Genomic DNA, 26519 nt, shown 5'->3' with positions numbered 1-26519 from the left:
ACGGTCAGCCCGGGCGACGGGCCGGGGCCAGACGGGCCGAGCGGACGCTGTCGCGGTGTTCGCGCATCGAGGCGCTCATCGCCGACATGAACCGGTGCACCACCGCCAGCTCGTCGTCGGTGAACCCGGACATCACCTCGTCGGTACGCCGCCCCAGCGGCCGGAAGAAGTCCGTCGCCAGCTCGGCGCCCCGGTCGGCGTAGCGCAGGAAGACCTTCCGCCGGTCGGCGGTGTCGCGGTCGCGGCGGATGTGCCCGGCCCGTTCCAGCCGGTCGATCAGGGCGGTGACCGAGCCGGAGGAGAGGTTGAGCTGCTCGCCCAGGCGCCCGGGGGTGATCGGCTGGTCGGCCAGTTCGGCGTCCATCACCGCGATCAGCGCCTGCAGGTCGGTGGCGTTGAGCCCGTGCAGGTTGGCGAAGGCGTGCCCGATGTGCTGGGCGTCGCTGGAGTAGCGGCGCAGCTCCGCGGCGATCTCCGCGACCAGCCGTTCGCGTCGGGTCTCCCGCCGCCGGTACATGCCGTGCGTCGCCACGTCCGCCTTCCCTGCCCCCGTCGGTGTCGAGTTGCAGCATAACTCAGCGGTCGATAATCTCGGTTGTCGAGATACTTGGCAGCCGGGAGAAGGTGCCGCCGCGTCCGCGGCCGCCGCCCGCCGGCCGCAGACCGGGAGGCGCCGCCCATGTCCCTGTTCACCCGCGTCGCCCGTGGCCGGCTGGCCGCGTGGCTCACCGTGGTCGCCGCGATCGTCGTCGGCGCCGCCGTCTTCGGGCTGCCCAAGCCGGACAACCCGGAACCGGTCTCGGCCACCGGCCTGTCCGTGCAGTGGCAGTCGACCCAGGTCGAACGGCTCCAGGACCAGCTGCCCTCCCGCGACGTGCAGCCGGCGATCGTGGTCACCAGCCGCGCCGACGGCGGCCCGCTCACCGAGGCCGACCGCGCGGCGCTCGCCGGCCAGGCGGGCGAGCTGGGCGGGTTCGCCGCCGGCGGCCGGGTCAGCCCGCCGCAGGTCTCCCCGGACGGCACCGTCGCCCTGGTCGTCGTGCCGCTGTCGACCGCCGGCGGGCAGGAGGAGGTCGCCGGCCGGGTCGACCAGCTCCGCGCCGCCCTCGACGACGTGCCCGAGACACTCACCGTCTCGGTGACCGGTGGGCCCGCCTTCACCACCGACCTGACCAAGGTCTTCGACGGCGCCGACACCACGCTGCTGACCGTCACCGCCGCGGTGGTCGCGCTGCTGCTGCTCGTCACCTACCGCAGCCCGTTCCTGTGGATCGTGCCGCTCGTCGTCGTGGCCGCCACCGAGCAGCTCACCCTGCGCGCCCTGGACACGATCGTCCCCGCGGTCGGCATCAACATGCCCGGCGGCGCGGTCACCGGCATCGCCAGCGTCCTCGTCTTCGGTGCCGCCACGGACTACGCGCTGCTGCTCATCGCCCGCTACCGGGAGGAACTGCGGCGCGAGGAGGACCGCTTCGTGGCGATGCGCGCCGCCCTGCGCCGCACCGCCGAGCCGATTCTCGCCAGCGGCTTCACCGTCGTGCTCGGCGTGCTCACCCTCCTGCTGTCCGAGCAGGAGCTCAACCGGGCCCTCGCGGTGGCCTGCGCCACCGGCGTCGTGCTCGCCATGGCGTCGGCGCTGTTCGTCCTCCCCGCCGCCCTGGTGATCTTCGGCCGGGGCCTGTTCTGGCCGTTCGTGCCCCGGGTCGGTGGCGCGGTGCGCGAGGGCCGGCTGTGGGGCCGGCTCGGCGCCGCCGTCGAGCGCCGGCCCGCGCCGGTGGCGGCGCTGTCGGTGCTGCTGCTCGCCGCGCTCGCCCTGGGCGGGCTCGGCATCCGCACCGGCCTGTCGGAGACCGAGCAGTTCCGGGTCAAGCCCGAGGCGGTCGCCGGCGCGGAGATCCTCGCCCGGGCCTTCCCCGCCGGCACCACCCAGCCGGTCGCCGTGCTCACCACGCCCGCGGCGGTGCCGGCCGTCACGGCGGCCGCCGCGGCCGTGCCGGGCGTCGCGTCCGCGCGCCCCGGCGAGGCGGGCGCCGCGGTGGCCCAGGTCGACGTGGTGCTCGAGGACGAGCCGGGCACGGCCGGCTCCGACCGGACGGTCGAGGCGCTGCGCGACGCGGTCGCCGCGGTGCCCGGCTCCGCCCCGCCCGCGGTCGACGGCGCCGACCCCTTCACCGGGGCGGTGGTGGGCGGCACGGTCGCCGCCACCTACGACTCCGACGAGGCCAACGGCAAGGACCTGCGGCTGATCCTGCCGATCATCCTGCTGCTCGTCGGCGCCGTGCTCGTGCTGCTGCTGCGCGGCCTGCTCGCCCCGGTGCTGCTGGTGCTCACCGTGATCGCCTCGTTCTTCGCCAGCCTGGGCGCGGCGTGGCTGCTCTTCGACCACGTGCTCGGGTTCCCGGCGCTGGACAGCCAGGTGCTGCTGCTCGCCTTCGTGTTCCTGGTGGCGCTCGGGGTGGACTACAACATCTTCCTGGTCACCCGGGCCCGCGAGGACGCCCGCGCCACCGGCACCCGCGCCGGCATGCGGTCCGCGCTGGGGGTCACCGGCGGGGTGATCACCAGCGCCGGGGTGCTGCTCGCCGCGGTCTTCGCCGTGCTGGGCGTGCTGCCGCTGATCCTGCTCACCCAGATCGGGATCATCGTCTGCATCGGCGTCCTGCTCGACACCCTGCTGGTCCGTACGGTGCTGGTGCCGGCGCTGGCGTTCCTGCTCGGCGACCGGTTCTGGTGGCCGGGCCGGATCGAGCGGACCGAGCCGGCCCCGGCCCACCCCGACCCGGTCGCCGCCCGGCGGTGAACCCGCGGCGGGGTCGGGCGCCCGCCCGGCCCCGCCGCCCCGCCCGGGGTGCGCCGGGGGCGTCGCCGCGCCGGAAGCCGTGGACGCCGCCGCTAGCAGGGCTGGACCGGCCGGCGGGGCTCCGACGGCAGCTCCTCCGGCCCGTCCGCCGGCTCCCGGGCGCCGCCCACCGCCCGGTCCCGGGTGGCCCAGGCCACCATGAACACGGTTGTCCAGGCGATGCCGAGCAGCACCGACCCGAGGGTGCCGCTGGCGGTGCTGAAGCCCAGGTAGAGCCGGGCCCCGCCGAGGCCCACCACGCCGACCGCGGCGGCCGTCCAGGCGGCGACCGCCACCGGCCAGCGGGCGTGCCGGGACACCAGCCAGGCGAGGGTGGCCAGGCTCGCCGTCACCACCGCGGTCTGGGTCGGGAAGACGACAGCCCCGCCGCCCGGGCCGGTGAGGTCGGTCACCACGGCCAGCACCACCAGCGGCATGAACGCCCCGGCCGTGCCGACCACGCTGAGCAGGTCGGCCTGCCAGGGCCGGTGCCGCCAGGCCAGGACCGCGGCCAGCACCGCCACCACCGCGATCAGGACCGAGCCGCGCAGCACCGAGACCACCGCGAGGGTGGCGTCGGCAGTGCCGGGGGTACGCCGGTCGGCGAACCAGCCGGCGATCGCCCCGTCGACCACGGCCAGCCCGCTGTGCCGCACCACCGCCCCGAGCAGCCAGGCGATGGCCAGCCCGGCGACGAAGAGCAGCAACAGCCCGGCGGCCAGGTTGAGCAGCAGCGTCCAGGCCGGGCCGATCCGCATGGCGAGCAGGAAGAACAGGATGCCGTAGCGGGCGCTGAGCCAGCGCACCGGCGGCAGCCCGGCGGCCCGGGACAGCAGCGCCCGGGCCGGGTCCGGGTTGCGCCCCAGCCACCGCCCGGCCAGCACCACCGCGACCAGGCCGGCCAGCAGCACCAGCACCGCGCCGGTGGCCCGGCCGAGCAGCCGGGAGACCGTCTCGTACGACTCGCCGGCCAGGTAGCCGACCAGCACCGACCCGCCCACCCAGCTGGCCACCCCGGCCGCGTTCCACGGCGCGAACCGCCGGTACGGCATGCCCGCCGCGCCGGCCAGCCGGGGCACCAGGGTGCGGGCGAAGGCCACCCAGCGGGCGGTGAACACCCCCCGCCCGCCGAGCCGGCCGAGCATCGCCTCCGCCCGGCTCCACCGGTGCGGGCCGACCCGGGCGCCGAGCCGGCTGGCCCGCAGCCGCGGCCCGTACCGCCGGCCGGCGCGGAACGCGAGTGTGTCGCCGATCACGGCGGCGCCCACCATCACCAGCAGCGCGGGGGCGAGCCGTAACGTCCCCGCGTACGCTAGGAAGCCGACCAGCAGCAGGGTCGCCTCGCCCGGCACCAGCAGCCCGAAGATCACGGCGGTCTCCGCCGCGACGATCAGCGCGGCGACCAGGTAGATCAGCAGGGCCGGCAGGCTCTGCAGAGACGTCAGCAGGTCGTGCACTCGGCCCCCATGAACACGAGGGTCAGCATGCCAGCCGTCCGGACGGCTGGGACAGCAGTTTCGCCACAGACCGGGGCCATCTGGGGGTTGACCCCGACCCGACCCCGGCAACCGCAGACAGGAGAGTATGGAGGGTATGCAGCTTCGCACCGACCTCCGCAACGTCGCCATCATCGCCCACGTCGACCACGGCAAGACGACCCTGGTCGACGCCATGTTGCGGCAGGCCGGCGCGTTCAGCGCCCGGGCCGAGATGGCCGACCGGGTGATGGACTCCATGGATCTGGAGCGGGAAAAGGGCATCACCATCCTGGCCAAGAACACCGGCGTGCGGTACCTGCCGGCCGACGGCTCGGACCCGGTCACCATCAACATCATCGACACCCCCGGGCACGCCGACTTCGGCGGCGAGGTGGAGCGCGGCCTGACCATGGTCGACGGCGTGGTGCTGCTGGTGGACGCCAGCGAGGGCCCGCTGCCGCAGACCCGGTTCGTGCTGCGCAAGGCGCTCAAGGCCCGCCTGCCGATCATCCTGGTGATCAACAAGGTGGACCGGCCGGACGCCCGGATCAAGGAGGTCGTGGACGACACCTACGAGCTCTTCCTCGACCTGGACGCCGACGAGGAGCAGATCGACTTCCCGATCGTCTACGCCTGCGCCCGCGACGGCATCGCCTCGCTGACCCAGCCCGCCGACGGGGCCGTCCCGGACGACAGCCACAACCTCGAACCGCTGTTCCGCACCCTGCTGGACACCATCCCGCCGCCCGCGTACGAGCAGGACGCGCCGCTGCAGGCGCACGTCACCAACCTCGACGCCTCCCCATTCCTGGGCCGGCTGGCGCTGTGCCGGGTGCGCCAGGGCACCATCAGCAAGGGCCAGACCGTGGCCTGGTGCCGCACCGACGGCAGCACCCAGCGGGTACGCATCTCCGAGCTGCTGATGACCGAGGGCCTGGAGCGCAAGCCGGCCGACTCGGCCGGCCCGGGCGACATCATCGCCGTCGCCGGCATCCCCGAGATCATGATCGGCGAGACCCTCGCCGACGCGGAGAACCCGCAGCCGCTGCCGTTGATCACGGTCGACGAGCCGGCCATCTCGATGACCATCGGCACCAACACCTCGCCGCTGGTCGGCCGGGTCAAGGGCGCCAAGGTCACCGCCCGGATGGTCAAGGACCGCCTCGACAAGGAACTCGTCGGCAACGTGTCGCTGCGGGTGCTGCCCACCGAGCGTCCGGACGCCTGGGAGGTGCAGGGCCGCGGCGAGCTGGCGCTGGCCATCCTGGTCGAGCAGATGCGCCGCGAGTCCTACGAGCTGACCGTCGGCAAGCCGCAGGTGGTCACCAAGGAGATCGACGGCAAGACCTGCGAGCCGGTCGAGCGGCTGACCATCGACGCCCCGGAGGAGTACCTGGGCGCGATCACCCAGCTGCTGGCCAGCCGCAAGGGCCGGATGGAGCAGCTGGTCAACCACGGCACCGGTTGGATCCGGATGGAGTGGCTGGTGCCCGCCCGCGGGCTGATCGGCTTCCGCACCGAGTTCCTCACCGAGACCCGGGGCACCGGCATCCTGCACCACGTCTTCGAGTCCTACGAGCCGTGGTTCGGCGAGCTGCGGACCCGCAACAACGGCTCGCTGGTCGCCGACCGGTCCGGCGCGGTCACCGCCTTCGCGATGACCAACCTCCAGGAGCGCGGCCAGCTCTTTGTCGAGCCGGGCACCGAGGTGTACGAGGGCATGATCGTCGGGGAGAACTCCCGCTCCGACGACATGGACGTCAACATCACCAAGGAGAAGAAGCTCACCAACATGCGCTCGTCGACGGCCGACGAGACCGAGAAGCTGATCCCGCCGCGCAAGCTGTCGCTGGAGCAGGCCCTCGAGTTCTGCCGCGAGGACGAGTGCGTCGAGGTGACCCCGGTCGCGGTCCGGATCCGCAAGGTGGTGCTCGACCAGACCGCCCGCGCCCGGGCCGCCGCCCGCCGCAAGCACGCCGGCTGAGCGGCCACCGCACCGACCGACCGGGGCCGGTCCGCCACGCGCGGGCCGGCCCCGGCCTCGTCGCCGCCCCTCCTCCGGCCCCGGCCGGACGGCAACACTCCGACCGGTTCCGGCCGGCCGGCAACACACTGACCGGCCCTGGCCGGCCGGCCACACCTCCCCCCGGCCCCCCGGCCGGACGGCCGCACCTCCCCCGGCCCCAGTCGGGACGGCCGCACCGCGACCAGCCCGTTCGGCCGGTCAGGTGGGCTCGACCAGGAGCCGGGCGTAGTTGGCCATCGACCGCTGGTAGCGCGGCAGGTGCTGGGCGAGCGCGCCGACGGCGATCGACACCGCCTCCCGCTCCCGGCCGACGCTGGTCAGCGCCAGCGCGAGCGTCGCGCTGACCGCGTCGTCGAGCTCGTCCGAGCCGCGCTCGCGCTCCTCGGTCAGCAGCCGGACGCTCTCCGCGGCCTGCCCGATGTTCCGCAACGAACTGGCCAACTGGATCACCGAGCGGCGCCGGCGGATGCCGTCGATGCCCAGTTCCAGCGCCCTGCGGTAGAGCGGGACCGCCCGGTCCGAGTGACCGGTGGAGTCCCAGGCGCAGGCCCGCTCGAACGCCGCCACCGGATGATCCGGGCCCAACTCGTCGGCGAGGGCGCCGACCCGCCCGCGGAACTCCTCCGCGTCCCAGTCGTCGGGTGCCGCGTTGAAGGACGCCCACAGCTCCGCGCTGCGCTGCTCCCAGTCGGCGCTCGGGTTCATCGTCGTTCTCCTCGTCAGTCGTCGGTCCAGGCGGAAGGCACTCTGCGAGCGCTGGTACCGTCGCCGCCAGTGATTCGGCGACCGCCGAATCTTCCGGCGGAGGGTGGAGCGGATGGCGGTGACCCTGCGGTTCAGCCCCGCCGACCTGCTGCGCTGCCGCTTCGCCAGCTCGCCCCTTCTCGAGACGTTGTTCGCGGTGCGCCTGCTCTCCCCACGCGAGGGTGCCGGCCCCCACCGCCGCTGGCTCGACACCCTCGACACGCGGGACCTCGACCTGCGGCCGATCACCCTGCTCCAGCCGCGGCGGGGCTACACCCCCGACTTCCTCTCGCCGCCACCGATCAGCCCGCACGCCCGGTTCGCCGACGAACTCGCCGCCGTGGCCGCCACCGACCCTGACCGGGTGCGCGCGGAGGTACGACGATCACTGGCGGACACTCCCGGCGCGGCCGAGTCGGCGACCGGCCGGCTGCTGCTGGGCGACCCGGCAGTGGTGCTCCGGACGCTGGTCGCCCTCGTCCGGCGGGCCTGGGAGGTGCTGGTCGAACCGATCTGGCCGACCGTACGCGGGCTGCTCGACGCCGACGTGGGCTTCCAGACCCGACGCCTCGCCGAGGGCGGCTTGGACCGGCTCTTCGCCGAACTGCATCCCCGACTGCGCTGGCACAACGGCCTGCTGACCCGCGACTACGGCGACGACGAGCACCGCGAGCTGCGCGGCGAGGGGCTCGTGCTGGTGCCCAGCGCCTTCAAGTGGGACCAGGTCGTCGTCATCGTGGACCCGCCGTGGCAGCCCACGGTGATCTATCCGGCGCGTGGGCTCGGCACGCTCTGGCAGCCGCAGCCCACCGACCGGCACGCGGCGCTGGGTCGGCTGATCGGCCGGACCCGGGCGGCGCTGCTGGTCAGCCTCGACGAGCCGGCCAGCACGACCACGCTGGCCCACCGCCACGCGCTGGCCGCCGGCACGGTCTCCGAGCACCTGACGGTGCTGCGCGACGCCGGGTTCGTCACCGGGGAACGGCACCGGCACGAGATCCGCTACCGGCGTACGCCGCTCGGCGACGCCGCGCTGCGCTGAGCCGCCACCGCGAATCGCGCGACCACCCGCCGCCGACTTGACCGCGTGCCGGGTCGTCCGCCGCCGGCGCCGATCCGGTCATCGGCTACGGTCACCGGCATGACCTGGGATGACCTCGACGCCCGACTGGACCGGGTGCCCGGCACCGTCTCGGCGTACGTCGGCCGGCTCGACGCGGCGCCGACCTGGACCCGGCTGCCCGACGCCACCCACTACGCGGCCAGCACCATGAAGGTCGGCGTGCTCGCCGCCCTGCACCGGGCCGCCGAGGCCGGCACCCTCGACCTGGACGCCCCGGTCCCGGTGCGCAACTCGTTCGACTCGGCGCTGCCGGGCGCTCCCCGCTTCACCTGCGCCCAGCACTACGACAACGACGACGCCGTCTGGGACCGGATCGGCGGCACCGCCACGCTGCGCTGGCTCGCCCACCGGATGATCGTGCGCTCCAGCAACCTCGCCACCAACCTGGTCATCGGCCACGTCGGCCTGCCCGCCGTCGCCGAGGTCTGGACCCTCGCCGGGGCCCGGAACGCGGTCACCGGGCGCGGCATCGAGGACTTCGCCGCCCGCGACGCCGGCATCACCAACCTGGTCACCGCCGCCGACCTGGCCGCCCTGCTCGGCGCGCTGGCCACCGGCGCCACCCGGCCCGGCCCGCTGGCCTCCCCCGCCGACTGCGCCGCCATGCTCGACGTGCTCTTCGCCCAGGAACACCGCGAGGACCTCGCCGCCGGGCTGCCCCCGGGCACCCGGATCGCGCACAAGAACGGCTGGGTGCGCGGGGTGCGCCACGGCGCCGGCGTGGTCTTCCCCGCCGACGCGCCCCCGTACGCGGTGGTCGTCTGCACCACCACCGACCTCGCCGACGGCGGCCCCACCGGCGAGGAGGTCGAGGACGACGCCTGCCGCCTGATCGCCGACATCTCCGCCGCCGTCTGGGCCGCCCGCCACGACCTCCGCGCCGCCGGCCAACCCGACGGCGCATACGACACCGCCGGCCAACCCGACGGCGCACCCGGCACCGCCGGATAACCCGCCGGCGCACCCGGCACCGCCGGCCAACCCGGCGGCGCACCTCACACCGCCGGCCAACCCGCCGGCGCACCCCGACGACAGCCCGGCGGCGCACCCGCACCGACGACCCGGACCGCGCCGCCGGCTCGCCCGGCACCGACCCGCACCGCATCGCGGCACAACCCTCGCTCCGGCGGATGGCCTGCGGCCGCCGCACCGCCTACGCTGCTGGCCACCCCCCGGAGGAGCCGCCGATGCCCCGCAGCCGCACCATCCTGACCGCCTTCGTCGTGGCCACCGCGGCGAACCTGCTCGCCAACGCCACCGGCAGCGACCTCGGCGTGCTGCTCAGCAAGCCGCTGCTGATGCCGCTGCTGGCCGCGTACCTCTGGCGGGTCGCCGCCGACCGCGGCGTCGCACCGACCCGGCTGGTCCTCGCCGCGCTGGCCTTCTCCACCGGCGGCGACGTCGCGCTGCTCGGCGACGGCACCGCCGCCTTCCTCACCGGCATGGCGCTCTTCCTCGCCGCGCACCTCTGCTACATCGCGGCCTTCACCCGCGCCGGCGCGGCGACCGCGCTGCGCCGCCCGCCGCTGCTGGCCGTCGCCGTGGCGTACGCGGTGCTGACCGTCGCCGCGCTGGCCTGGATGTGGGACGGGCTCGCCGACGCCGGGCTGGCGGTGCCGGTCGCCGGCTACGCGGTCGCGCTGGCCGCCATGGCCACCACCGCCGCGGCACACGGCTGGCGGGTCGGCGTCGGCGGCGCCCTCTTCCTCGGCTCCGACCTGCTCATCGCGACCGGCGTGGCCGAGGTGGCCACCCTGCCCGGCCCGCCCATCTGGGTGATGGCGACCTACGCCGCCGGGCAGGCCCTGATCGTCACCGGCTGGGCCGCCCGCGACACACCGCACCCGGCGCCGGTCACTCCAGCAGGTGCGCCCGCAGCGACCCGATGAGCTCGTCGGTCAGCCCGAGCCCGTCGCGCAGGTACGCCCCGAACGAGCCGTGCACCCGGCGCACCTCCCCGTACGCCGCGTCGAGGTACTCGGGGCGCACCTCCAGCACCGGCCGCACGGCCGCCTCGTCCAGCGCGGGCTGCCGCTGCCGCATGGCCTCCAGGATCACCTCCCGCAGGCTCGCCGTCAGCGGGTTGTTCGCCAGGTAGTCGGCCCGGATCACCGCCTCGTCCACGCCGAGCGCGTGCAGCAGCACCACGGTCAGCCAGCCGGTGCGGTCCTTCCCGGCCGAGCAGTGGTAGAGCAACGGCAGGTTCTCCGGCCGGGCCGCCGCCCGCACCGCCGCGGCGAAGTTCGCCCGGGCCGCCGCCCCGGTGACGAACCAGCGGTAGATGGCCGCCATCGCCGCCGGCGTGCCCTGCCGGGCCAGTTCCGCGTACGCGGCCAGGTCGTGGCCGAGCAGCACCGCCGAGACGTACGTGAAGACCGGGTGCTCCGCGTCGTGCACCGGCAGGTGCAGCACCCGCGGCTCGCCGGGCAGCCGGTCCGGCGGGGCGACCGCCTGCTCCGAGTGGTGCCGCAGGTCGATCACGCAGGCCGGGCCGAGCTTGGCCAGCACCGGCAGGTCCTCGTCGGTCAGCCGGCCCAGCGCCGGGGTACGGATCAGCACCCCGGGCCGCACCCGCCGGCCACCGGCGCCGACCATGCCGCCGAGGTCACGCGCGTTCGGCGCGCCCACCAGTGCCCAGTCCCGCTCGCTCACGCCGCCGCCCCGCTCCACTCGCCGCCGGCGCGACACCTCGCCGCGCCGCGTCGATGACCCGCCCGGTGACCCTGGCTCATCCGGCCTCCCCTGTCGCCAACCCTGCGCATATAGGGTGCCGCACATGACGATCGCCGCGGTACGCACCCACCGGCTCAGCGCCCCCTTACACACCCCGTTCGTCACCGCGTTGCGCCGGACCACCACCGTCGAGACCCTGGTCGTCGAGCTGGTCGACGGCGACGGCCGGTCCGGTTTCGGCGAGGCGCCGCAGGTCTGGCAGGTCACCGGCGCCTCGGTGGCCGGCGCCGAGGCCTGCGTCCGGGACCTGCTCGGGCCGATGCTCACCGGCCGGGACCCGGACGACCTGGTCGCCCGCTGCGCCGAGGTGCAGCGCGCGGTGGCCGGCAACGAGGCCGCCAAGGCCGCCGTCGACGTGGCGCTGCACGACCTGGCCGCCCGACGGCTCGGCGTACCGCTGGTGCGGCTGCTCGGCGGCACCACCCTGCGGGTGCCCACGGACGTCACGCTCGCCGCCGGCGACGCCGTGGACCTGGCCGCCGCGGCCCGGCAGCGCACGGCCGAGGGCTTCGGGGTGCTCAAGCTCAAGGTGGGCACCGACGCCGCCGGCGACCTGGAGCGGGTCCGGGCGGTACGCGCCGCCGTCGGCAACGGGGTACGGATCCGGCTGGACGCCAACCAGGGCTGGACCCCGCGCGAGGCGGTCCGGGTGATCCGCGGCATCGAGGACGCCGGCCTGGACGTGGAACTGGTCGAGCAGCCGGTGCCCCGCTGGGACCTGGACGGGCTGGCCTGGGTCAGCGACCGGGTGCAGGTGCCGATCCTCGCCGACGAGGCGGTTTTCGGCGTACGCGACCTGGTCGAGGTGATCCGCCGCCGCGCGGCCGACATGGTCAACGTCAAGCTCGCCAAGTGCGGCGGCCTGCACCCGGCCCGGACGCTGCTCGACCTGGCCGCCGCGCACGGCCTCGGCACCATCGTCGGATCCATGATGGAGAGCCAGGTGGGCATCGGGGCGGCCGCGAGCCTGGTCGCCGCCTACCGCACCACCGCCGTCTCCGACCTGGACGCCGCCTGGTGGCTGGCCTGGTCACCGGTGCGCGACGGGATCCGGTACGAGGGCGCCACCGTGCTGCTGCCGGACGCGCCGGGCCTCGGGATCAGCTCCGTTACTGAAGCAAAAGTGCAGTCACGTGGTTGATGGTCGTTGGAATCTTTCATAGGGTCGCGGTGACAGGCGGCGCGAGGTGGGGGTGGACCGTGGAGCTGCAACCGGGCCGCGAGGCCGTGGTCCGGGTCGCCGTCGCGACCCTGTGGACCTCCCCCGAGGCGGTACGCCCGATCGACCGGCCCGCCCTCGCCGCGCGCACCGACATCCCGGCCTGGATCTCCGGCATGAACACCGACCAGCAGGTCGGTGACTGCGTGCTGAGCCAGCTGCTGCTCGGCGAGCGGGTGCTCGTCACCGAGCTGCGCCCGGACGGCTGGGCGCACGTGGTGGCGGTGCAGCAGCCGGCGGCCAAGCTCGACCCGCGCGGCTACCCCGGCTGGCTGCCGGCCGACCAGCTCGCCCCGGCCGGCCCGGCGACCCACGCCGACCCGCTGGTGGTCGACGCCACCGTCACCGCGCTGCGGTCCACGCCGGACGGCGAGGTGGTCCTCCCCGACGTGATCCTCGGCACCCGGCTGACCCCGGCCGGACCCCCCGTCGACGGCTGGCGCCCGGTGCACGCCCCCGGGCACCCCGACCCGCTCTGGCTGCCCGCCACGCACGCCGTCCCGGTGCCCAGCACGCCGCCGACGGCCGGCGACGTGCTCGCCGTCGCCGCCCGGCTGCTCGACGTCGTCTACATCTGGGGCGGGGTGTCGGCGTACGGGATCGACTGCTCCGGGCTGGTGCACCTGGCCTGGCGGCGGTTCGGGGTGGTGCTCCCCCGCGACGCCGACGACCAGGCCCAGGCGACCACCCCGGTACCGCTGGGCGCGGAACGCCCCGGCGACCTCTACTTCTTCGCCCGCCCGGGCCGCAAGATCCACCACATCGGCATCGTCACCGCCGCGCCGCGCCCCGGCGACGACCGCCGGATGCTGCACGCCTGCTACCGGCGGCGGCGGGTGCTGGAGGAGCGGCTGCCCGCCGACCGCACCGCCACCCTGGTCGGCGCGCACCGGGTCTGACCCACCCCGTACGGCCGAGGGGCGCTCCCGGGTGGGAGCGCCCCTCGTTCACGTCTCGGCCCGCCTCAGCGGCGCGCGGTCACCGGCGCGCCTCGGCCAGCACCCGGCGCCGGTCCCGGGACGACTTCACCAGGCTGGCGATGGTCGCCACCAGCAGGGTGCCGAGGATGACCGTCAGGGAGAGCCAGATCGGGATGTGCGGGGCCCAGCCCACGTGCTCGCCGTTGTTGATGAACGGCAGGTTGTTGTCGGCCAACGCCTCCAGCACCAGCTTGACGCCGATGAAGCCGAGCACCACGGCCAGCCCGTAGCTGAGGTAGATCAGCCGGTCCAGCAGGCCGCCCAGCAGGAAGTAGAGCTGCCGCAGCCCCATCAGCGCGAACACGTTCGCGGTGAAGACCAGGTACGGCTCCTGGGTGATGCCGAAGATGGCCGGGATCGAGTCGAGCGCGAAGATCAGGTCGGTGGTGCCGATCGCGATCATGACCACCAGCATCGGGGTGAACAACCGCCGGCCGTTCTCGTGCGTGGTGAGCTTCGCGCCGTCGTAGTCCTTGGAGATCGGCAGCGCCTTGCGGCTCCAGCGGATCAGCACGTTCTCGGTGAACTCGTCCTCGTCCGGCTCACCCTGCCGGGCCAGGTTGACGGCGGTGTAGATGAGGAACGCGCCGAAGATGTAGAAGACCCAGGAGAACTGGGAGATCAGCGCCGCGCCGGCGGCGATGAAGCCGCCGCGCATGACCAGCGCCAGCACGATGCCGATGAGCAGCACCTTCTGCTGGTACTGCCGGGGGACCGCGAAGCGGGCCATGATGATCACGAAGACGAAGAGGTTGTCCACCGAGAGGCTGTACTCGGTGAGCCAGCCGGTGTAGAACTGGCCGGCCGCGCTCGGGCCGGAGGCGAGCCACACCCCGGCGCCGAAGATCAGCGCCAGGGCGACGTAGAAGCCCACCCACAGGCTGGATTCCCGCACGCTCGGCTCGTGCGGCCGCCGACCGATGATCAGCAGGTCGACGAGCAGGATCGCGGTCAGTGCGACGAGGGTCCCCGCCCACACCAGTCCGGACACGTCCAACGTTCATTCCTCCGGCAGACACGCAACGTCCGGCACACCGTACGCCCCCCAGGGGCGCGGCGTACCGGCGACGCTGACTCTGGTGACTGTCGGAGGTCTCTTCCGTCACCGTCCCGGGGGCGGGGCGGTGACCGACGGGGCCGGGTCGCGCCACCGGGGGGCCGGCGCTCGACCGTGCTGACGACTCCGTCGCGGGGGAATACTCCCCTCCTCAAGCATCATTCTTCACCACTGCGACCAGTGACCGCACCCTGGGCGGTCGGTGTCCTCCCCCACGCCGGCCCCGGCACCACCGCGAATCGCCGCAGATCCGGTCGTAGCGCCACGACGACCGTGGGCCACGGGGGCGCGATGCCCGTGGGGGCCGGGGCGTGATGCACGCCTGCCGCCCTGGGCGGGGTGGCTGCGGACACCCTGAGTCGTGCGCCGCCGTCGGCGCCATGCGCCCGTCAGCCACCGTCCCGGCATCGCGGTCGGCCGGGTGTCGGGGCACACACCGCGTAAGGCATCCTAGGAGGCTAGGTGCTCCGGGTCGGTCGGCGCGGCGAGTGGGTCGGCCAGCGACCAGCCGGCGGCCAGCAGCTCCTCGCAGGCGGCCACCGCCCGGGCCAGCCGCCGCCCGTGCGGGCCGCTGAGCTCGACCACCGGCACCCCGCAGCCGGCCAGCTCGGTGCGGAACCGGTCGGTCATCCAGGCCCGCAGGTGCTCGCCGTCGCGTAGCCCGTCGTCGGCGAAGGGCACCCCGACGTGGTCGGTCAGCAGGTAGAGCGCCGGCCGCCGGGCCGCCGCGCGCACCCGCGCGGACGACGAGCCCAGGTAGCGCTCCTCCCAGACCGCCGTCGCCCGGGCGTCGGTGTCGCAGAACAGCAGCGGGCCGCTGGACCGGGCCGCCGCGTCCTCGGCCGCCTGCTGCTCCCGGACCACCTCGGCGAAGTCGTCGCGATCCCAGCTGACGTCGAAGACGGTGGCCGCCGGGTCGCGCTCGCGCAGCCGGGCCAGCTTCCGCGCGGTCAACTCCCGGCCGTACTCGGGAACCCAGCGGGTGCCGAAGTGCGCGGCGAGGGCGGCGGCCATCGTGGTGGTGCCGGTGGACTCCGCGCCGACCACCACCACCCGCCGGACGAACCAGGCCCGCACCGGCGCGCTGAGCCGGTCCCAGTGGCCCACCGGGTCCGCACGGACCGCGGTGCCGGAGACCGGCACCCGCCGCCGGGCGGGATCCACCGCGACGGGTACGGCGTCGAAGCGCCGGGCCAGCTCGGCGCCGTACGCCTCGGAGGAGAAGACCGCGTCGACCGGCCGGCCACCCAGCGCCTCCCGGAACACGGCGCAGTGCAGGTCCCACACCGCCGGATCGGCGTAGTCCACCGGATGGTCGTCGTACCGGCCGACGAAGCGGACCCACGGGGTGTCCGCGTGCACCTCGCGCAGCCAGTCCAACCGGGACGCGAGCGGGATCGACTCCCGGCGCGACGGCGCCACCACCACGGTGACGGCGGCGCACCGGGCGGCGGCCGCCCGGATCAACGCGTGGTGGCCGGCGTGCGGCGGGTAGAACTTGCCCACCACCATCCCGTGCCGGAACTCCGGCGCCGCCGGCCCGGCGTCCGGCGCGGGCCGCTGCGGGCCGACCGGTGCCGCCGCAGCCACGTCGTGGGCGCGGTCCACCGGGCGCCTCGTCACCGACGCGCCGTCGGCGACCGCCGGAGGTCGGGGCGTCGCGTCGGTCATGCCGCCACCGGGGCCGGGCCGGGCGGCACCGGCGTCGCGCTGCCCTGGCGGCGCAGGTCCGCCCGCCACTCGCGCAGGCCGAGCACGCAGAGCCCGAGGAAGACCAGGTAGAGCAGCGCGGTGAGGTAGAGGCCCTTGTAGGCGTAGAGCGGGATGTAGACCAGGTCAGCGGTGATCCACAACCACCAGCTCTCCACCCGCTTGCGGGTCTGCCCGTACGTGGCCAGCAGCGAGAGCGCGGTGGTCAGGGCGTCCGGCAGCGGCACGGTGGAGTCGGTGGCCCGGGTCAGCAGTGCCCAGAGCCCGACGGTCAGCGCCAACCCGGCCGCCGCCAGCGCCCACCACTCCCCGGGACCGGTCCGGCTGACCGTGAGCCGGGAGCGCCGCTCGCCGCCGTACAGCCACGCCCACCACCCGTACAGCCCGAGGGCGACGTAGACGAGCTGGAGGCCGGCGTCGGCGTACAGGCCGGCCGTCCAGAACAGCAGCATCAGCAGCAGCACGTTGGCGATGCCGACCGGCCAGTTGGCGATCCGCTGCCGGGCCACCAGCCAGACGTTGAGCGCGCCGGTGGCGAAGCCCAGCAGCTCGGCCCAGGTGGTGCCGGTACCCGCCACGGTGAACGCCGTGCCGGTCAGCCAGTCGATCATGCCGCTCCCCTTTCCGCGCGCCCACCCTAGGCGGGTCCGGTCCCCGGGAACAGACCCCCGCGCCACTGCCCCGCCGGGGTGCCGTGAAAGGCTTCCGGCATGGTGCTTGAGGTCGCGCTCATCGACGTACTGCCCGGACACGAGGACGAGTTCGCCGCCGCGTACGCCAAGGGGCATCCGGTGCTGGCCGGCACCCCCGGCTGCCGGTCGGTGCGGATGACCCGGGGCGTGGAGTCGCCGTCGCGGTTCGTGCTGCTGGTCGAGTGGGACTCGGTCGAGGCGCACAACGAGAACTTCCGCGGCAGTGACCGGTTCACCCGGTGGCGGGAGCTGATCGGGCCGTACTTCGCCAACCCGCCGCTGGTCGAGCACTTCGTGGACGTGCCGGCCTGAGGCTGTCGTACCCCTGTCCTATCGTCCGCCTGCACGCGCCGGTCGCCGGTCCCGACGGGCTCGGGGGCGCCGGGCCCGGCGACTCGCGCGGCGATATCGGTTGATCTTCGGCCGTCGGTGCCGGTTGACTGTCGGGCATGACGCAACGGGTGGCTCTGGTAACCGGCGTGAGCCGGCGGATCGGCATCGGCGCGGCGGTCGCCCGCACGCTCGCCGCGGACGGCTGGCGGCTGCTGCTCACCGGGCTGCCCGAGTTCGACGAGGCGCAGCCCTACGGTGGCGATCCCGACGGCGTGCCGGCCCTGCTGGCCGAGTTGGGCGACGTGGCGGCCTACCACCGGGCCGATCTGCTCGATCCGGCGGCGCCGGCCGCGCTGGTCGGCGAGGCGGTGAGCCGGTACGAGCGGCTCGACGCGGTGGTGGCCGTGCACGCCTACTCCACGCACACCCCGCTCGGCGCGCTGGAGGCCACCGAGATCGACCGGCACCTGCTGGTCAACGTGCGGGCCACGCTGCTGCTCGCCCAGGCGTTCGCGGCGGCGTTCACCGCCGGATCGGGCGGCCGGCTGGTGCTCTTCTCCAGCGGGCAGCGCCTCGGCCCGATGCCCGGCGAACTGGCGTACGCGGCCAGCAAGGCGGCGGTGGAGAACCTCACCGTCCAGCTCGCCCCGCTGCTGATGCCCGGCGGCATCACCGTCAACTGCGTCAATCCGGGGCCCACCGACACCGGCTACGCCCCGCCGGAGGTCCAGGAGGCGGTGGCGCGGCTCTTCCCCGGCGGCCGCTGGGGCACTCCGCAGGACGCCGCCCGGCTGGTCCGCTTCCTCTGCTCGCCGGACGCCGGATGGATCACCGGCCAGGTGATCGACTCCGAGGGCGGCTTCCGCCGCCACACGTGACCCTCGGTCGGGCCGTTGCTCGCCTGCCCGCCGAGGTGCCGCCACGCGCGACCCGCGCCCGGCCCACTCCCCGTCCGGTCAACCGCCGGCATGCCGCTGCGTCGGCGGGCGCGCCGCCCGCCCGGGCGCCGTGGCCCGCGCCCGGCCGCTGCGTGCCTGCTCAGTCGGCGGCGCGGCGGGCCAGCTCCGCGACACTCTCCTCCGCCGGCAGGGCCGCGCCCAGCAGCCAACCGGTGATCCGCTCGTACCGGTCGACGTCCGGTGTGGTCACCAGGCGCACGTCGGTGGTCAGCGCCTCCAGCATCACCGTGCGCGGGTCGGCCGGGTCCGGAAAGGAGTAGCACGAGTACGGGGTGAGCGGCTGCACGCCCTGCGCGGCGACGCCCCGGGGCAGCAGCCGGATCGTCACGTTCGGCAGCCCGGCCACGTCGACCAGGTGCCGCAGCTGCTCCTGCCACACCTCGGGCGGGGCGTCGGCGGGGTCGCAGGCGGCCTCGGCGAGCAGCGCTGTGTAGCGGGGTGGCTCGGGTCGGCGGAGCACCTCGTGCCGGGCGATCCGGGCCCGCACGTCCGCCTCGACGTCCACGCCGCTGTCCAGCAGCCGCCCGGCGGCGATCCGCAGCCGGGCGTACGCCGGGGTCTGCAACAGCCCGGGCACCACCGCCGGTTGGTAGTCCACGATGCTCGCCGCGCCCGCCTCCAGCTCCGCGTACGTGCGCTGCCGCTCGCTCATCTCGCCGAGCGCCTTCCACCAGCCCCGGCTGGTGGCCGCGTCGCGGGCGATGACGATGAGCGCGTCCCGCTGCGGTGCCGGCACCTGGTAGACGTCCAGCAGGTCGAGCACGTCGGCGAGGTCGGGCCGGCTCTGCCCCAGCTCGATGCGGGACAGCTTGGAGGTGGAAGCCCAGCCCAGCCGGTCGCAGACCTGTTCCAGGGTGAGCGCCTCCCGCCGGCGCAGTTGGCGCAACTCGGCGCCGAGCCGCGCACGTCGAATGACCGGACTCGTTGGCAACGGCATCCCCGCCTCCCCACCGTGGGAGAGTACGCAGGACGATCACCCAGCGCAATACCACGCTCGCTCACCGCAATCGCAGCCGCCCTCACCGCTCACCCCGACCCCGCCCCGGTCCTCGGCGCTGCCCGGCCTCGCGCCGCCCGGGCCTCGCCGCCGCCGGGCGCCCTCGGGCGGCCCGACCCGGGCCGGCCACCGCCGGGTCAGGGCCGGTACGTGCCGAAGGACCAGACGTTGCCGGCCAGGTCACGGGCGGTGTAGTCGCGGGAGCCGTAGTCGGTGTCGAACGGCTCCCGGACGATCTCGGCGCCGGCCGACCGGGCCCGGGCGCAGTGCGCGTCGACGTCGGCGACCGCCACGTAGACCGACCAGTCCTCGTCGCCCGGCCGGGGCCGCGGGTCGGGCCGCTCGCCCACCATCACCATGCCGGTGTCCAGGGTGAGTTCGGCGTGCGCCACCGAACCGTCGGGCGCGTCGTACCGCGCGTGCACGGTGAAGCCGAAGGCGGTGCAGAGCCAGTCGATGGCCGCCCCGGCGTCCGGGTAGCGGAAGATCGGATAGATGGTTCGCATGCCCCGAGTCTGCCGCCGGCCCGGTCACCCGGGATTGGACGAATGTGACCCGAGCGCGGTCGGGGTGCCGCCGGCGAACTCGCGGAAGTCGCGGATCAGGTGGGACTGGTCGTAGTACCCGCACCGGGCGGCGACCTCGGCCCAGCCGCCCGCCGGCGGACCGGACCACTCGCCCGGGCCACCGGTGCCACCCTGGCCGACCGAGCCGCTCTCGCCGCCCGGACCGGCCTGGCCGTTCGTACCGGCCGGCGCCCGGTCGACGCCGAGGGCCGGGCCGGCGGCCAGCGTCGCGTAGGCGCGCTGGAACCGGAGCAGCCGGGCGGTGGTCTTCGGCGGCAGCCCGATCTCGTCCCGGAACCGGGCGGCCAGGTGCCGGCGGCTCCAGCCCAGCTCGCTGGCGAGGGCGCCGACGGCGACCCGGCCACCGCTGCCGGCGAGCCGTTGCCACGCCCAGGCCAGCCGCGCGTCGACCGGCTCGGTCGCCGCCAGCCGGGCGGTCACCGCGGCGTCGAGCAGCGCGAACCGGGCCGGCCAGTCGGCGGCGGTGGCCAGCCGGACGCGGAGCCGGTCGAGCCAGCCACCCGGCAGTGCCGCCACCCCCACCGCCCGGTTGGTCAGCTCGGCCAGCGGCAGGCCGAGGATCCGGCGGGCGGCCAGCGGGGCCAGCAGCAGCTCCACCCCCTCGCCGACGCCGACCAGCCGGGTGGTGCAGGGGCCGTCGAACGTGCCGGCGACGAAGGAGTCGACCCGGTGCGCGCCCCGGGCGGGGTCCCGCGGGTCGACCACGTCCAGCGGAGCGCCCCAGCCGAGGATGACCACCACGAAGGCACCGGCCACCTCCCGGCGGACCAGGGGCAGATCCGCCCGCTCGCGATAGCCGATGTAGCGGTCGACGAAGGGCCGCAGCCGGGCGTGGGGCACGCCGAGGACGACTTCGTCGACCGCTGTCGCGACCGCGTCCATCCCCGACCGCCCGTCCGTCCCGGCGACCGCCCGGGCGTCACTTCACGCCGGCGGCGTCCATTCCCCGCAGTTCCTTCTTCAGGTCTGCCACCTCGTCGCGGATCCGGGCGGCCAGCTCGAACTGCAACTCCCGCGCGGCGGCCAGCATCTGGTCGTTCAGCTCCTGGATGAGCTGGGCCAGCTCGGCCCGGGCCATGCCCTCGCGCGCCGGGGCGGCGGCGCCGGCCCGGCCACGGCTGCGGGTCTCCTTGACCGGCGCCTTGCCCCGGGAGAGCTGCCGCACCGCGCCGCCGACCCGGGTGTTCTGCTCGGTGTCCTCGGCCTCGCGGTAGATGTCGTCGAGGATGTCGTGGATCTTCTTGCGCAGCGGCTCCGGGCTGATCCCGTGCGCCTCGTTGTGCGCGATCTGCTTGGCCCGCCGCCGGTTGGTCTCCTCGATCGCGTCCGCCATCGACGGCGTGATCTTGTCGGCGTACATGTGCACCTGGCCGGAGACGTTCCGGGCCGCCCGACCGATGGTCTGGATCAGCGACCGGCCGCTGCGCAGGAAGCCTTCCTTGTCGGCGTCGAGGATCGCCACCAGCGACACCTCGGGCAGGTCGAGACCCTCCCGCAGCAGGTTGATGCCGACCAGCACGTCGTAGTCGCCCTTGCGCAGCTCGCGCAGCAGCTCGACCCGGCGCAGCGTGTCCACCTCCGAGTGCAGGTAGCGCACCCGGATGCCGTTCTCCAGCAGGTAGTCGGACAGGTCCTCGGCCATCTTCTTGGTCAGCGTGGTGACCAGCACCCGCTCGTCCCGCTCGGTACGCAGCTTGATCTCGTGCATGAGATCGTCGATCTGGCCCTTGGTCGGCTTGACGACGACCTCCGGGTCGATCAGGCCGGTCGGGCGGATCACCTGCTCCACGAACTCGCCCTGGGACTGCTCCAGCTCCCACGGGCCCGGGGTGGCGGAGAGGAAGACCATCTGGCCGACCCGCTCCAGGAACTCGTCGAACCGCAGCGGCCGGTTGTCGGCCGCGCTGGGCAGCCGGAAGCCGTGGTCGATGAGCATCCGCTTGCGGGACGCGTCGCCCTCGTACATGCCGCCGATCTGCGGGATGGTCACGTGCGACTCGTCGACCACGGTGAGGAAGTCGTCGGGGAAGTAGTCGAGCAGGCAGTGCGGCGGGCTGCCGGGCAGCCGCCCGTCGATGTGCATCGAGTAGTTCTCGATGCCGGAGCAGAAGCCGACCTGCCGCATCATCTCGATGTCGTAGGTGGTGCGCATGCGCAGCCGCTGCGCCTCCAGCAGCTTGCCCTGCCGCTCCAGCTCGGCCAGCCGCTCGCCCAGCTCGGTCTCGATGTCGCGGATCGCCCGCTCCATCCGCTCCGGCCCGGCAGCGTAGTGCGTGGCGGGGAAGATCAGCAGGTGGTCGACCTCGCGGACCACGTCGCCGGTGAGCGGGTTGAGGTAGTAGAGCTTCTCCACCTCGTCGCCGAAGAGCTCGATCCGGACGGCGAGCTCCTCGTACGCCGGGATGATCTCCAGCGTGTCGCCGCGGACCCGGAACGTGCCCCGGTTGAAGGCCATGTCGTTGCGGGTGTACTGGATGTCGACCAGGCGGCGGAGCAACTGGTCGCGGTCGAGCTCCTGGCCGACGGCGACCCGCACCGCGCGGTCGAGGTACTCCTCCGGGGTGCCCAGGCCGTAGATCGCCGAGACGGTGGCCACCACGATCACGTCGCGCCGGGTGAGCAGCGACATGGTCGCCGAGTGCCGCAGCCGCTCCACCTCCTCGTTGATCGAGGAGTCCTTCTCGATGTAGGTGTCGGTCTGCGGGATGTAGGCCTCGGGCTGGTAGTAGTCGTAGTAGGAGACGAAGTATTCGACAGCGTTGTGCGGCAGCAGCTCGCTGAACTCCTTGGCCAGCTGCGCGCAGAGCGTCTTGTTGGGCGCGAGCACCAGCGTCGGCCGCTGCAACCGCTCGATCAGCCACGCGGTGGTGGCGCTCTTGCCGGTGCCGGTCGCGCCGAGCAGCACCGTGGCGCGGTCGCCGCCGCGAACCCGACGCTCCAACTCGTCGATCGCGGCCGGCTGGTCGCCGGCGGGCTGGAACTCGCTGACGACCTGGAACCGGCCGTCGAGTCGGGGAATGTCGAGCGCCATGACCCCAACGGTACGCCGGGGGTCCGACACTCCGCCGCGACTACGGTCGGTCCCTGATCGGCTTCGATATTCCCATTGTGTGGCCCATCTCACCCGGCTAGGCTCTTCGTGTAGGCCGCTCGCGGCGGCCGACCGGGCAGGCGGCCAGGCATCATCAGCCGGCCCGCCGCCGGCACAGGGGTCGCAGCACCCGGCACTCCCGGCGTGCGCACCCGAGTGGTCGCGCGTGACGCGCAGACCGGCCGCCGCGAGCGCCCCTGCCCGTCACCCCGACCCGCCGGACCCGGCCGCCACCCGCGCCCGATCCGCCGGGTAGTCGTGCCCCGGACGACAGGACCCGGCCGTCGCCCGGGCCACCCTGGCCAGACACCCCACCTCCCGGCCCCCACCCGCGCCCCGACTGCCGATCCTGTGGTCAACCAGCCCCGGCCGCCGCCCGGGCCGCCCCTGGCCAGACACCCCACCTCCCGGCCCCGCGCCCTCAGCCGCGCCCCGACCACCAGCCCCGGCCGTCACCCCGGCCACCCCTGGCCGGACACCCCACCTCCCGGCCCGACGGCGGACAGCGCGGCCCTGCCGCCGGTCTCCGACCCGCGGGGGCCACCCGCCCCTACCCTGGCCGGTCGCCGCCGCCTCCCAGCCCTGACCGGCGGCACAGCCCGGCGCGGGATCGCCGGCCCGGCCGGCTCGTCACCCCGGCCCGCTCCGGCCCGTTCAACTACCTGTGGAGACCTCACGACCGGCACGTGGCAGCCGCGAGGCCGACGGCAGGCCCGATGCCCGGGATCCGTCCGGCGGCCAAGGCCCCGACGACCCCGTACCGCCGGAGCCGGCCGGTCGCTGGACGGCGCCGCTGCGCCGGTGGGCGGCCCGCCGCCACCGCGACCCGGCACCCACCCGCACCGGGCGCGCCGCGGCGGTGACCTCGGGCACCGCACGTCCGGATCCTGACCCCGTGACCGGCCGCACCGGGCCCGCCCGGGCCGCGGGCCGGGGCGCGGCGCGCCGCCGTCGCGCCCCGGCCGCCACTCCCGCCGCGCCGCCCGACGCCGTGACACCCGGTGCCGCCCGGCGGCTGTTGAACCGGGACCAGGAGGCGATCCGCCGGGTGCTGGACGGCGGGCCGGACCGGGTCCGGCGCGGCCCGGGCGGCCTGCGCCGGGGTCTCGTCCGGCGCCGCCGGACCGCCCTGCTGGCGCTCGCCGTGGTCGCCACGGTCTCCGCCGCCGCGCTGGTCGTCGGGCTGCTGAGCTGGGCCCCCGACCCGCCGGAGCAACCGCGGACGCTCACCGCGGCGGAGCACGAGCGGCTCGCCGCCATGCGGGTCACCAACTACCGGGACCTGCGGTCCGGGCTGCACGTGACGACCGGCGAGGGGGCGGCCCGCACCGAGCTGATCGGCTGGGTGGACTGGTCCCGCCCGCTGGTCTACCTGGACGTGGGCGGGCCGGGCGCCGGCGCCGAGCGGGGCCTGCTCCAGGCCACGCCGACGGTGGTGCTGCTGCGTCCCGACCCCACCGCCGTGCCGACGCCCGCCCCGCCGCCACTGGTACCCCCGGCGGACCGCTGGCGGCTGCACGACCTGCCCGCCGGGCACGGCCTCGCCCGCCTGCTCGACCTGCTCTTCCGCCTCGCCGCCGACCGACCCGAACCGGCCGGCCCCGACGCCGCACGCTGGGTGGGGCGGGACACCGTGGGGGCGGAACCGGTGGACATCCTCCAGGCTCCGGCGCCCGGTGGGGTCACCACCGCCGAGCACCCGCGCTACTGGCTCGACCAGTCCGCCCGACTGCACCGGTTGAAGACCCGGCTGAGCGGCGTCGGCCCGGTGACGGTGCAACTGAACCGGACCAACCGGCCCACCCTGCGCCCGGTCGACGCGCTGGGCGGACGGCCGGGTCTGCCCCGGGCACTCACCGCCGCCGAACAGGACCGGCTGGACCGCCTCGCGGGCCGGCTGCGCGACCGGGGCGGCGCCACCGTCACCCTGACCGCGCCCGTGGGCGCCGACACGAACCTGCGCGGCATCGGCTGGCTGAGCTGGGCCCGGCGCAGCGCGTACCTGACGGTCGCCGACCTGAACCGGCCGGACCGCCGGACGCTGCTGCACCACGGCCCCGCCGGCACCGCCCGGGCGGACCTGCCGGCCACCGCGGTGCCCGGCCCCGCCGAGAAACCCGGCCGGCCGCCGCTGCCGTCGCCGACCGGCGGCTGGCGCGCCGGCCCGGCCCGGGCCGACGACCTCGACCTGCTGGTCGACGCGGCGCTGCGGGCCGGTGGCCCGACCGGCCAGCGCGGCGACGCGGTACGGGTGCGGGGCGACAGCCTGGACGGCCGGACCGTGGACGTGATCGAGGTACGCACCTCCCGGACCCTGCTGCGCTACTGGATCGACCGGTCCGGGCTGCTGCGCCGGCTGGAGCTGCGGACCCGGCCGGGCGCCTGGGCCCAGCTCGACCTGACGCCCGCCCCGGTGCCCGGGTGGACCGCCCCCGCCCCGGGCCGCACCCGCGCCGCCGACCGCTGAGCACCCACGTGCCGCTGCCCCGGACGGGCGCCGGCGAGCGACCGCACCCGGTCAGGCCGGCGCGGGTGCCGTCGGGGGTGCGCCGTGGTCGGGGTGCGTTGCGGGGCGGACCGGGGAGGTGCCGTCAGGGCCGCCACCCGGTCTGCTGGGCCCAGGCCTCGGCCCGCAGGTGCTCCTCGTCGAACCAGGGGTCCTTCGCGGTGCTGTAGGTGGCGCTGTCCGGCGCGGCGGCCGCCAGGTCGCGCTTCACCTGCAGGTACGCCGCCCGCTGGTCCGGGTCGGCGCGCAGGTGGTCGCGCATCAGCAGGGCGTACCGCCAGCCGGGCGAGTCCACCTCGCGGATGTGCAGGTGGACCGGGCGGGCCGGGTCGGCGCTACCGTGCAGCCGCTTGGGCCACCGGCCGCTGCCGGGCGGACGCGGGTTGTCCCACCACTCGCCGGGCACCCGCGGGAAGCCCGCCTCGGCCAGCCGCTCGGCGAACGCCCCGTCGGCGTCGGCGAGGGTCGGCACGGCGAGTTGGATGTCGATCACGTCCTTGGCGGCGAGTCCCGGCACGGCGGTGGACCCGATGTGGTCGATCCGCGGCTCGGCCGGGGCGAGCGCGTGCCGGATCCGGGCGGCCAGCCGGGCGTACTGGCGCGGCCAGGTGGGGTCCGCCTCGGACAGCTCGACCCGCGCCGGCCGGACCACCCGCCGCTCGCGCAGGTTCGCCGCGAAGGGCAGCAGCCGGTCGTACCAGAGGGCGTCGACGGCCGCGTGCAGGTCGGCCAGGCTGCCGTCGTTGCTCAGCAGCACGTCCGCCACGGCCCGGCGGCGGTCGTCGTCGGCCTGCGCGGCGATCCGCCGCTCGGCCTCCGCCCGGTCCATCCCCCGGTCGCGGGCCAGCCGCTCCAACCGCACCGACACGGCCGTCTCCACCACGACCACCAGGTGGTACGTGGGCGCCAACCCCACCTCCACCAGCAGCGGTACGTCGTTGACCACTATCGCGTCGGGTCCCGCCGCGGCGGCCAGTTCGGCGGAACGCGCCCGGACCCGGGGGTGGGTGATCGCCTCCAGCCGGCGGCGGGCCGCCTCGTCGGCGAAGACCACCGCGCCGAGGGCCGCCCGGTCCAGCGCCCCGTCGGCGTCGAGCACCCGCTCGGAGAAGGCGGCGACGATCTCGGCCAGCCCTTCGGTCCCCGGAGCGACCACCTCCCGGGCGATCCGGTCCGAGTCGATCACCACCGCGCCGCGCTCGGCCAGCCGGGCCGCCACGGCGCTCTTGCCGGAGCCGATTCCTCCGGTCAGTCCCACCCTCAGCACGGCACCAGTCAACCTGATCACGATCAGGCCGCCAAGTCAGGGCACCCACCGCCCCTTCCCCGCCCCGCCCCCGGCCGCGCCCTGCCCGTCGCCCCCGGGTCCGCCCACCACCCTGGCTCCGACCGGCGCGCTCCCCCGAGGTCGCGCAACATCCTGGATGTAGTGGCCTCCAGGACGC

General features: G+C 75.2%; 22 protein-coding genes. 10 read left to right on the top strand and 12 right to left on the bottom strand.

Annotated elements, in window-relative coordinates; translation table 11 throughout:
- Positions 1–4: 4 nt before the first annotated feature.
- Positions 5–517 (bottom strand): MarR family winged helix-turn-helix transcriptional regulator, encoded by a 513-nt coding sequence (locus tag Q3W71_RS24205; RefSeq protein ID WP_302921792.1) that lies wholly within the window; start codon positions 515–517, stop codon positions 5–7.
- Positions 518–679: 162 nt separating this feature from the next.
- Here Q3W71_RS24205 and Q3W71_RS24200 point away from each other — a divergent pair, with 162 nt between their 5' ends.
- Positions 680–2800, top strand: coding sequence for an efflux RND transporter permease subunit (locus tag Q3W71_RS24200; protein WP_302921730.1), 2121 nt, complete (start codon positions 680–682; stop codon positions 2798–2800).
- 92 nt (positions 2801–2892) lie between these two features.
- Here Q3W71_RS24200 and Q3W71_RS24195 read toward each other — a convergent pair whose 3' ends face one another.
- Entirely contained in the window at positions 2893–4296 is a 1404-nt protein-coding gene (locus Q3W71_RS24195; RefSeq protein ID WP_302921729.1) for a DedA family protein, read from the bottom strand.
- Positions 4297–4432: 136 nt separating this feature from the next.
- Between Q3W71_RS24195 and typA the strand changes: the two genes are divergently transcribed.
- Positions 4433–6301 carry a translational GTPase TypA gene (gene typA / locus Q3W71_RS24190; RefSeq protein ID WP_302921728.1) on the top strand — a complete coding sequence of 623 codons (1869 nt, stop codon included), beginning with the start codon at positions 4433–4435 and terminating at the stop codon, positions 6299–6301.
- Between the two features lie 240 nt (positions 6302–6541).
- Here typA and Q3W71_RS24185 read toward each other — a convergent pair whose 3' ends face one another.
- Complete coding sequence (locus Q3W71_RS24185; protein ID WP_302921727.1) at positions 6542–7048, bottom strand: tetratricopeptide repeat protein; 507 nt, start codon at positions 7046–7048, stop codon at positions 6542–6544.
- A gap of 112 nt (positions 7049–7160) precedes the next feature.
- Here Q3W71_RS24185 and Q3W71_RS24180 point away from each other — a divergent pair, with 112 nt between their 5' ends.
- From Q3W71_RS24180 to Q3W71_RS24170, 3 genes are all read left to right on the top strand, one after another.
- Entirely contained in the window at positions 7161–8129 is a 969-nt protein-coding gene (locus Q3W71_RS24180; RefSeq protein WP_302921726.1) for a DUF5937 family protein, read from the top strand.
- 99 nt (positions 8130–8228) lie between these two features.
- On the top strand, positions 8229–9161 hold the full coding sequence (locus Q3W71_RS24175) for a serine hydrolase (RefSeq protein WP_302921725.1): 933 nt from the start codon (positions 8229–8231) through the stop codon (positions 9159–9161).
- Positions 9162–9397: 236 nt separating this feature from the next.
- Entirely contained in the window at positions 9398–10099 is a 702-nt protein-coding gene (locus Q3W71_RS24170) for a lysoplasmalogenase (RefSeq protein WP_302921724.1), read from the top strand.
- Here the strand turns inward: Q3W71_RS24170 and Q3W71_RS24165 are convergent.
- Positions 10065–10862 (bottom strand): tyrosine-protein phosphatase, encoded by a 798-nt coding sequence (locus Q3W71_RS24165; protein ID WP_302921723.1) that lies wholly within the window; start codon positions 10860–10862, stop codon positions 10065–10067. The two genes, Q3W71_RS24170 and Q3W71_RS24165, sit on opposite strands and share 35 nt — an antisense overlap.
- A 124-nt stretch (positions 10863–10986) precedes the next feature.
- Between Q3W71_RS24165 and Q3W71_RS24160 the strand changes: the two genes are divergently transcribed.
- A complete protein-coding gene (locus Q3W71_RS24160; protein WP_302921722.1) occupies positions 10987–12084 on the top strand; it encodes a mandelate racemase/muconate lactonizing enzyme family protein in 1098 nt (365 codons plus the stop codon).
- 59 nt (positions 12085–12143) lie between these two features.
- A complete protein-coding gene (locus tag Q3W71_RS24155) occupies positions 12144–13061 on the top strand; it encodes an NlpC/P60 family protein (protein WP_302921721.1) in 918 nt (305 codons plus the stop codon).
- A 79-nt stretch (positions 13062–13140) separates the two neighbouring features.
- On the opposite strand, the gene Q3W71_RS24150 is transcribed toward Q3W71_RS24155, so the two are convergent.
- From Q3W71_RS24150 to pnuC, 3 genes are all read right to left on the bottom strand, one after another.
- Complete coding sequence (locus Q3W71_RS24150) at positions 13141–14139, bottom strand: TerC family protein (RefSeq protein WP_302921720.1); 999 nt, start codon at positions 14137–14139, stop codon at positions 13141–13143.
- Between the two features lie 510 nt (positions 14140–14649).
- On the bottom strand, positions 14650–15870 hold the full coding sequence (locus Q3W71_RS24145; protein ID WP_302921719.1) for an AAA family ATPase: 1221 nt from the start codon (positions 15868–15870) through the stop codon (positions 14650–14652).
- Entirely contained in the window at positions 15867–16520 is a 654-nt protein-coding gene (gene pnuC, locus Q3W71_RS24140) for a nicotinamide riboside transporter PnuC (RefSeq protein ID WP_302921718.1), read from the bottom strand. The genes Q3W71_RS24145 and pnuC overlap by 4 nt, the downstream gene beginning before the upstream one ends.
- 99 nt (positions 16521–16619) lie before the next feature.
- On the opposite strand from pnuC, the gene Q3W71_RS24135 reads away from it, so the two are divergent.
- Together Q3W71_RS24135 and Q3W71_RS24130 are read left to right on the top strand one after the other, a co-directional pair.
- Positions 16620–16913: an antibiotic biosynthesis monooxygenase gene (locus Q3W71_RS24135; RefSeq protein ID WP_088992865.1), complete on the top strand. Its 294-nt coding sequence runs from the start codon at positions 16620–16622 to the stop codon at positions 16911–16913.
- Positions 16914–17050: 137 nt separating this feature from the next.
- Positions 17051–17812 carry an SDR family oxidoreductase gene (locus Q3W71_RS24130; RefSeq protein WP_302921717.1) on the top strand — a complete coding sequence of 254 codons (762 nt, stop codon included), beginning with the start codon at positions 17051–17053 and terminating at the stop codon, positions 17810–17812.
- 160 nt (positions 17813–17972) lie between these two features.
- Here the strand turns inward: Q3W71_RS24130 and Q3W71_RS24125 are convergent, their stop codons facing one another.
- The 4 genes from Q3W71_RS24125 to uvrB form a co-directional block, all read right to left on the bottom strand.
- Positions 17973–18830: a helix-turn-helix transcriptional regulator gene (locus tag Q3W71_RS24125; RefSeq protein ID WP_302921716.1), complete on the bottom strand. Its 858-nt coding sequence runs from the start codon at positions 18828–18830 to the stop codon at positions 17973–17975.
- Between the two features lie 197 nt (positions 18831–19027).
- Complete coding sequence (locus tag Q3W71_RS24120; protein WP_302921715.1) at positions 19028–19396, bottom strand: VOC family protein; 369 nt, start codon at positions 19394–19396, stop codon at positions 19028–19030.
- A 24-nt stretch (positions 19397–19420) separates the two neighbouring features.
- A complete protein-coding gene (locus Q3W71_RS24115; protein ID WP_302921714.1) occupies positions 19421–20359 on the bottom strand; it encodes an AraC family transcriptional regulator in 939 nt (312 codons plus the stop codon).
- A gap of 37 nt (positions 20360–20396) precedes the next feature.
- Positions 20397–22508 carry an excinuclease ABC subunit UvrB gene (gene uvrB, locus Q3W71_RS24110; RefSeq protein ID WP_302921713.1) on the bottom strand — a complete coding sequence of 704 codons (2112 nt, stop codon included), beginning with the start codon at positions 22506–22508 and terminating at the stop codon, positions 20397–20399.
- A 955-nt stretch (positions 22509–23463) separates the two neighbouring features.
- On the opposite strand from uvrB, the gene Q3W71_RS24105 reads away from it, so the two are divergent.
- Positions 23464–25035 (top strand): hypothetical protein, encoded by a 1572-nt coding sequence (locus tag Q3W71_RS24105; RefSeq protein WP_302921712.1) that lies wholly within the window; start codon positions 23464–23466, stop codon positions 25033–25035.
- A gap of 124 nt (positions 25036–25159) precedes the next feature.
- Here Q3W71_RS24105 and coaE read toward each other — a convergent pair whose 3' ends face one another.
- Positions 25160–26341 (bottom strand): dephospho-CoA kinase, encoded by a 1182-nt coding sequence (gene coaE / locus Q3W71_RS24100; RefSeq protein WP_302921711.1) that lies wholly within the window; start codon positions 26339–26341, stop codon positions 25160–25162.
- Positions 26342–26519 lie beyond the last annotated feature (178 nt).

This window comes from Micromonospora sp. C28SCA-DRY-2 (assembly GCF_030519475.1).
Lineage (GTDB): Bacteria > Actinomycetota > Actinomycetes > Mycobacteriales > Micromonosporaceae > Micromonospora.
This window is presented reverse-complemented; position numbering and strand designations above follow the sequence as displayed.

Coding starts and splice junctions, on each gene's coding strand:
- Q3W71_RS24115 (WP_302921714.1), bottom strand. CDS start 20,359: ATGGACGCGGTCGCGACAGCGGTCGACGAAGTCGTCCTCGGCGTGCCC.
- Q3W71_RS24130 (WP_302921717.1), top strand. CDS start 17,051: ATGACGCAACGGGTGGCTCTGGTAACCGGCGTGAGCCGGCGGATCGGC.
- Q3W71_RS24200 (WP_302921730.1), top strand. CDS start 680: ATGTCCCTGTTCACCCGCGTCGCCCGTGGCCGGCTGGCCGCGTGGCTC.
- Q3W71_RS24160 (WP_302921722.1), top strand. CDS start 10,987: ATGACGATCGCCGCGGTACGCACCCACCGGCTCAGCGCCCCCTTACAC.
- Q3W71_RS24135 (WP_088992865.1), top strand. CDS start 16,620: ATGGTGCTTGAGGTCGCGCTCATCGACGTACTGCCCGGACACGAGGAC.
- Q3W71_RS24170 (WP_302921724.1), top strand. CDS start 9,398: ATGCCCCGCAGCCGCACCATCCTGACCGCCTTCGTCGTGGCCACCGCG.
- Q3W71_RS24125 (WP_302921716.1), bottom strand. CDS start 18,830: ATGCCGTTGCCAACGAGTCCGGTCATTCGACGTGCGCGGCTCGGCGCC.
- Q3W71_RS24175 (WP_302921725.1), top strand. CDS start 8,229: ATGACCTGGGATGACCTCGACGCCCGACTGGACCGGGTGCCCGGCACC.
- Q3W71_RS24185 (WP_302921727.1), bottom strand. CDS start 7,048: ATGAACCCGAGCGCCGACTGGGAGCAGCGCAGCGCGGAGCTGTGGGCG.
- Q3W71_RS24205 (WP_302921792.1), bottom strand. CDS start 517: ATGTACCGGCGGCGGGAGACCCGACGCGAACGGCTGGTCGCGGAGATC.
- pnuC (WP_302921718.1), bottom strand. CDS start 16,520: ATGATCGACTGGCTGACCGGCACGGCGTTCACCGTGGCGGGTACCGGC.
- typA (WP_302921728.1), top strand. CDS start 4,433: ATGCAGCTTCGCACCGACCTCCGCAACGTCGCCATCATCGCCCACGTC.
- Q3W71_RS24180 (WP_302921726.1), top strand. CDS start 7,161: ATGGCGGTGACCCTGCGGTTCAGCCCCGCCGACCTGCTGCGCTGCCGC.
- uvrB (WP_302921713.1), bottom strand. CDS start 22,508: ATGGCGCTCGACATTCCCCGACTCGACGGCCGGTTCCAGGTCGTCAGC.
- Q3W71_RS24145 (WP_302921719.1), bottom strand. CDS start 15,870: ATGACCGACGCGACGCCCCGACCTCCGGCGGTCGCCGACGGCGCGTCG.
- Q3W71_RS24120 (WP_302921715.1), bottom strand. CDS start 19,396: ATGCGAACCATCTATCCGATCTTCCGCTACCCGGACGCCGGGGCGGCC.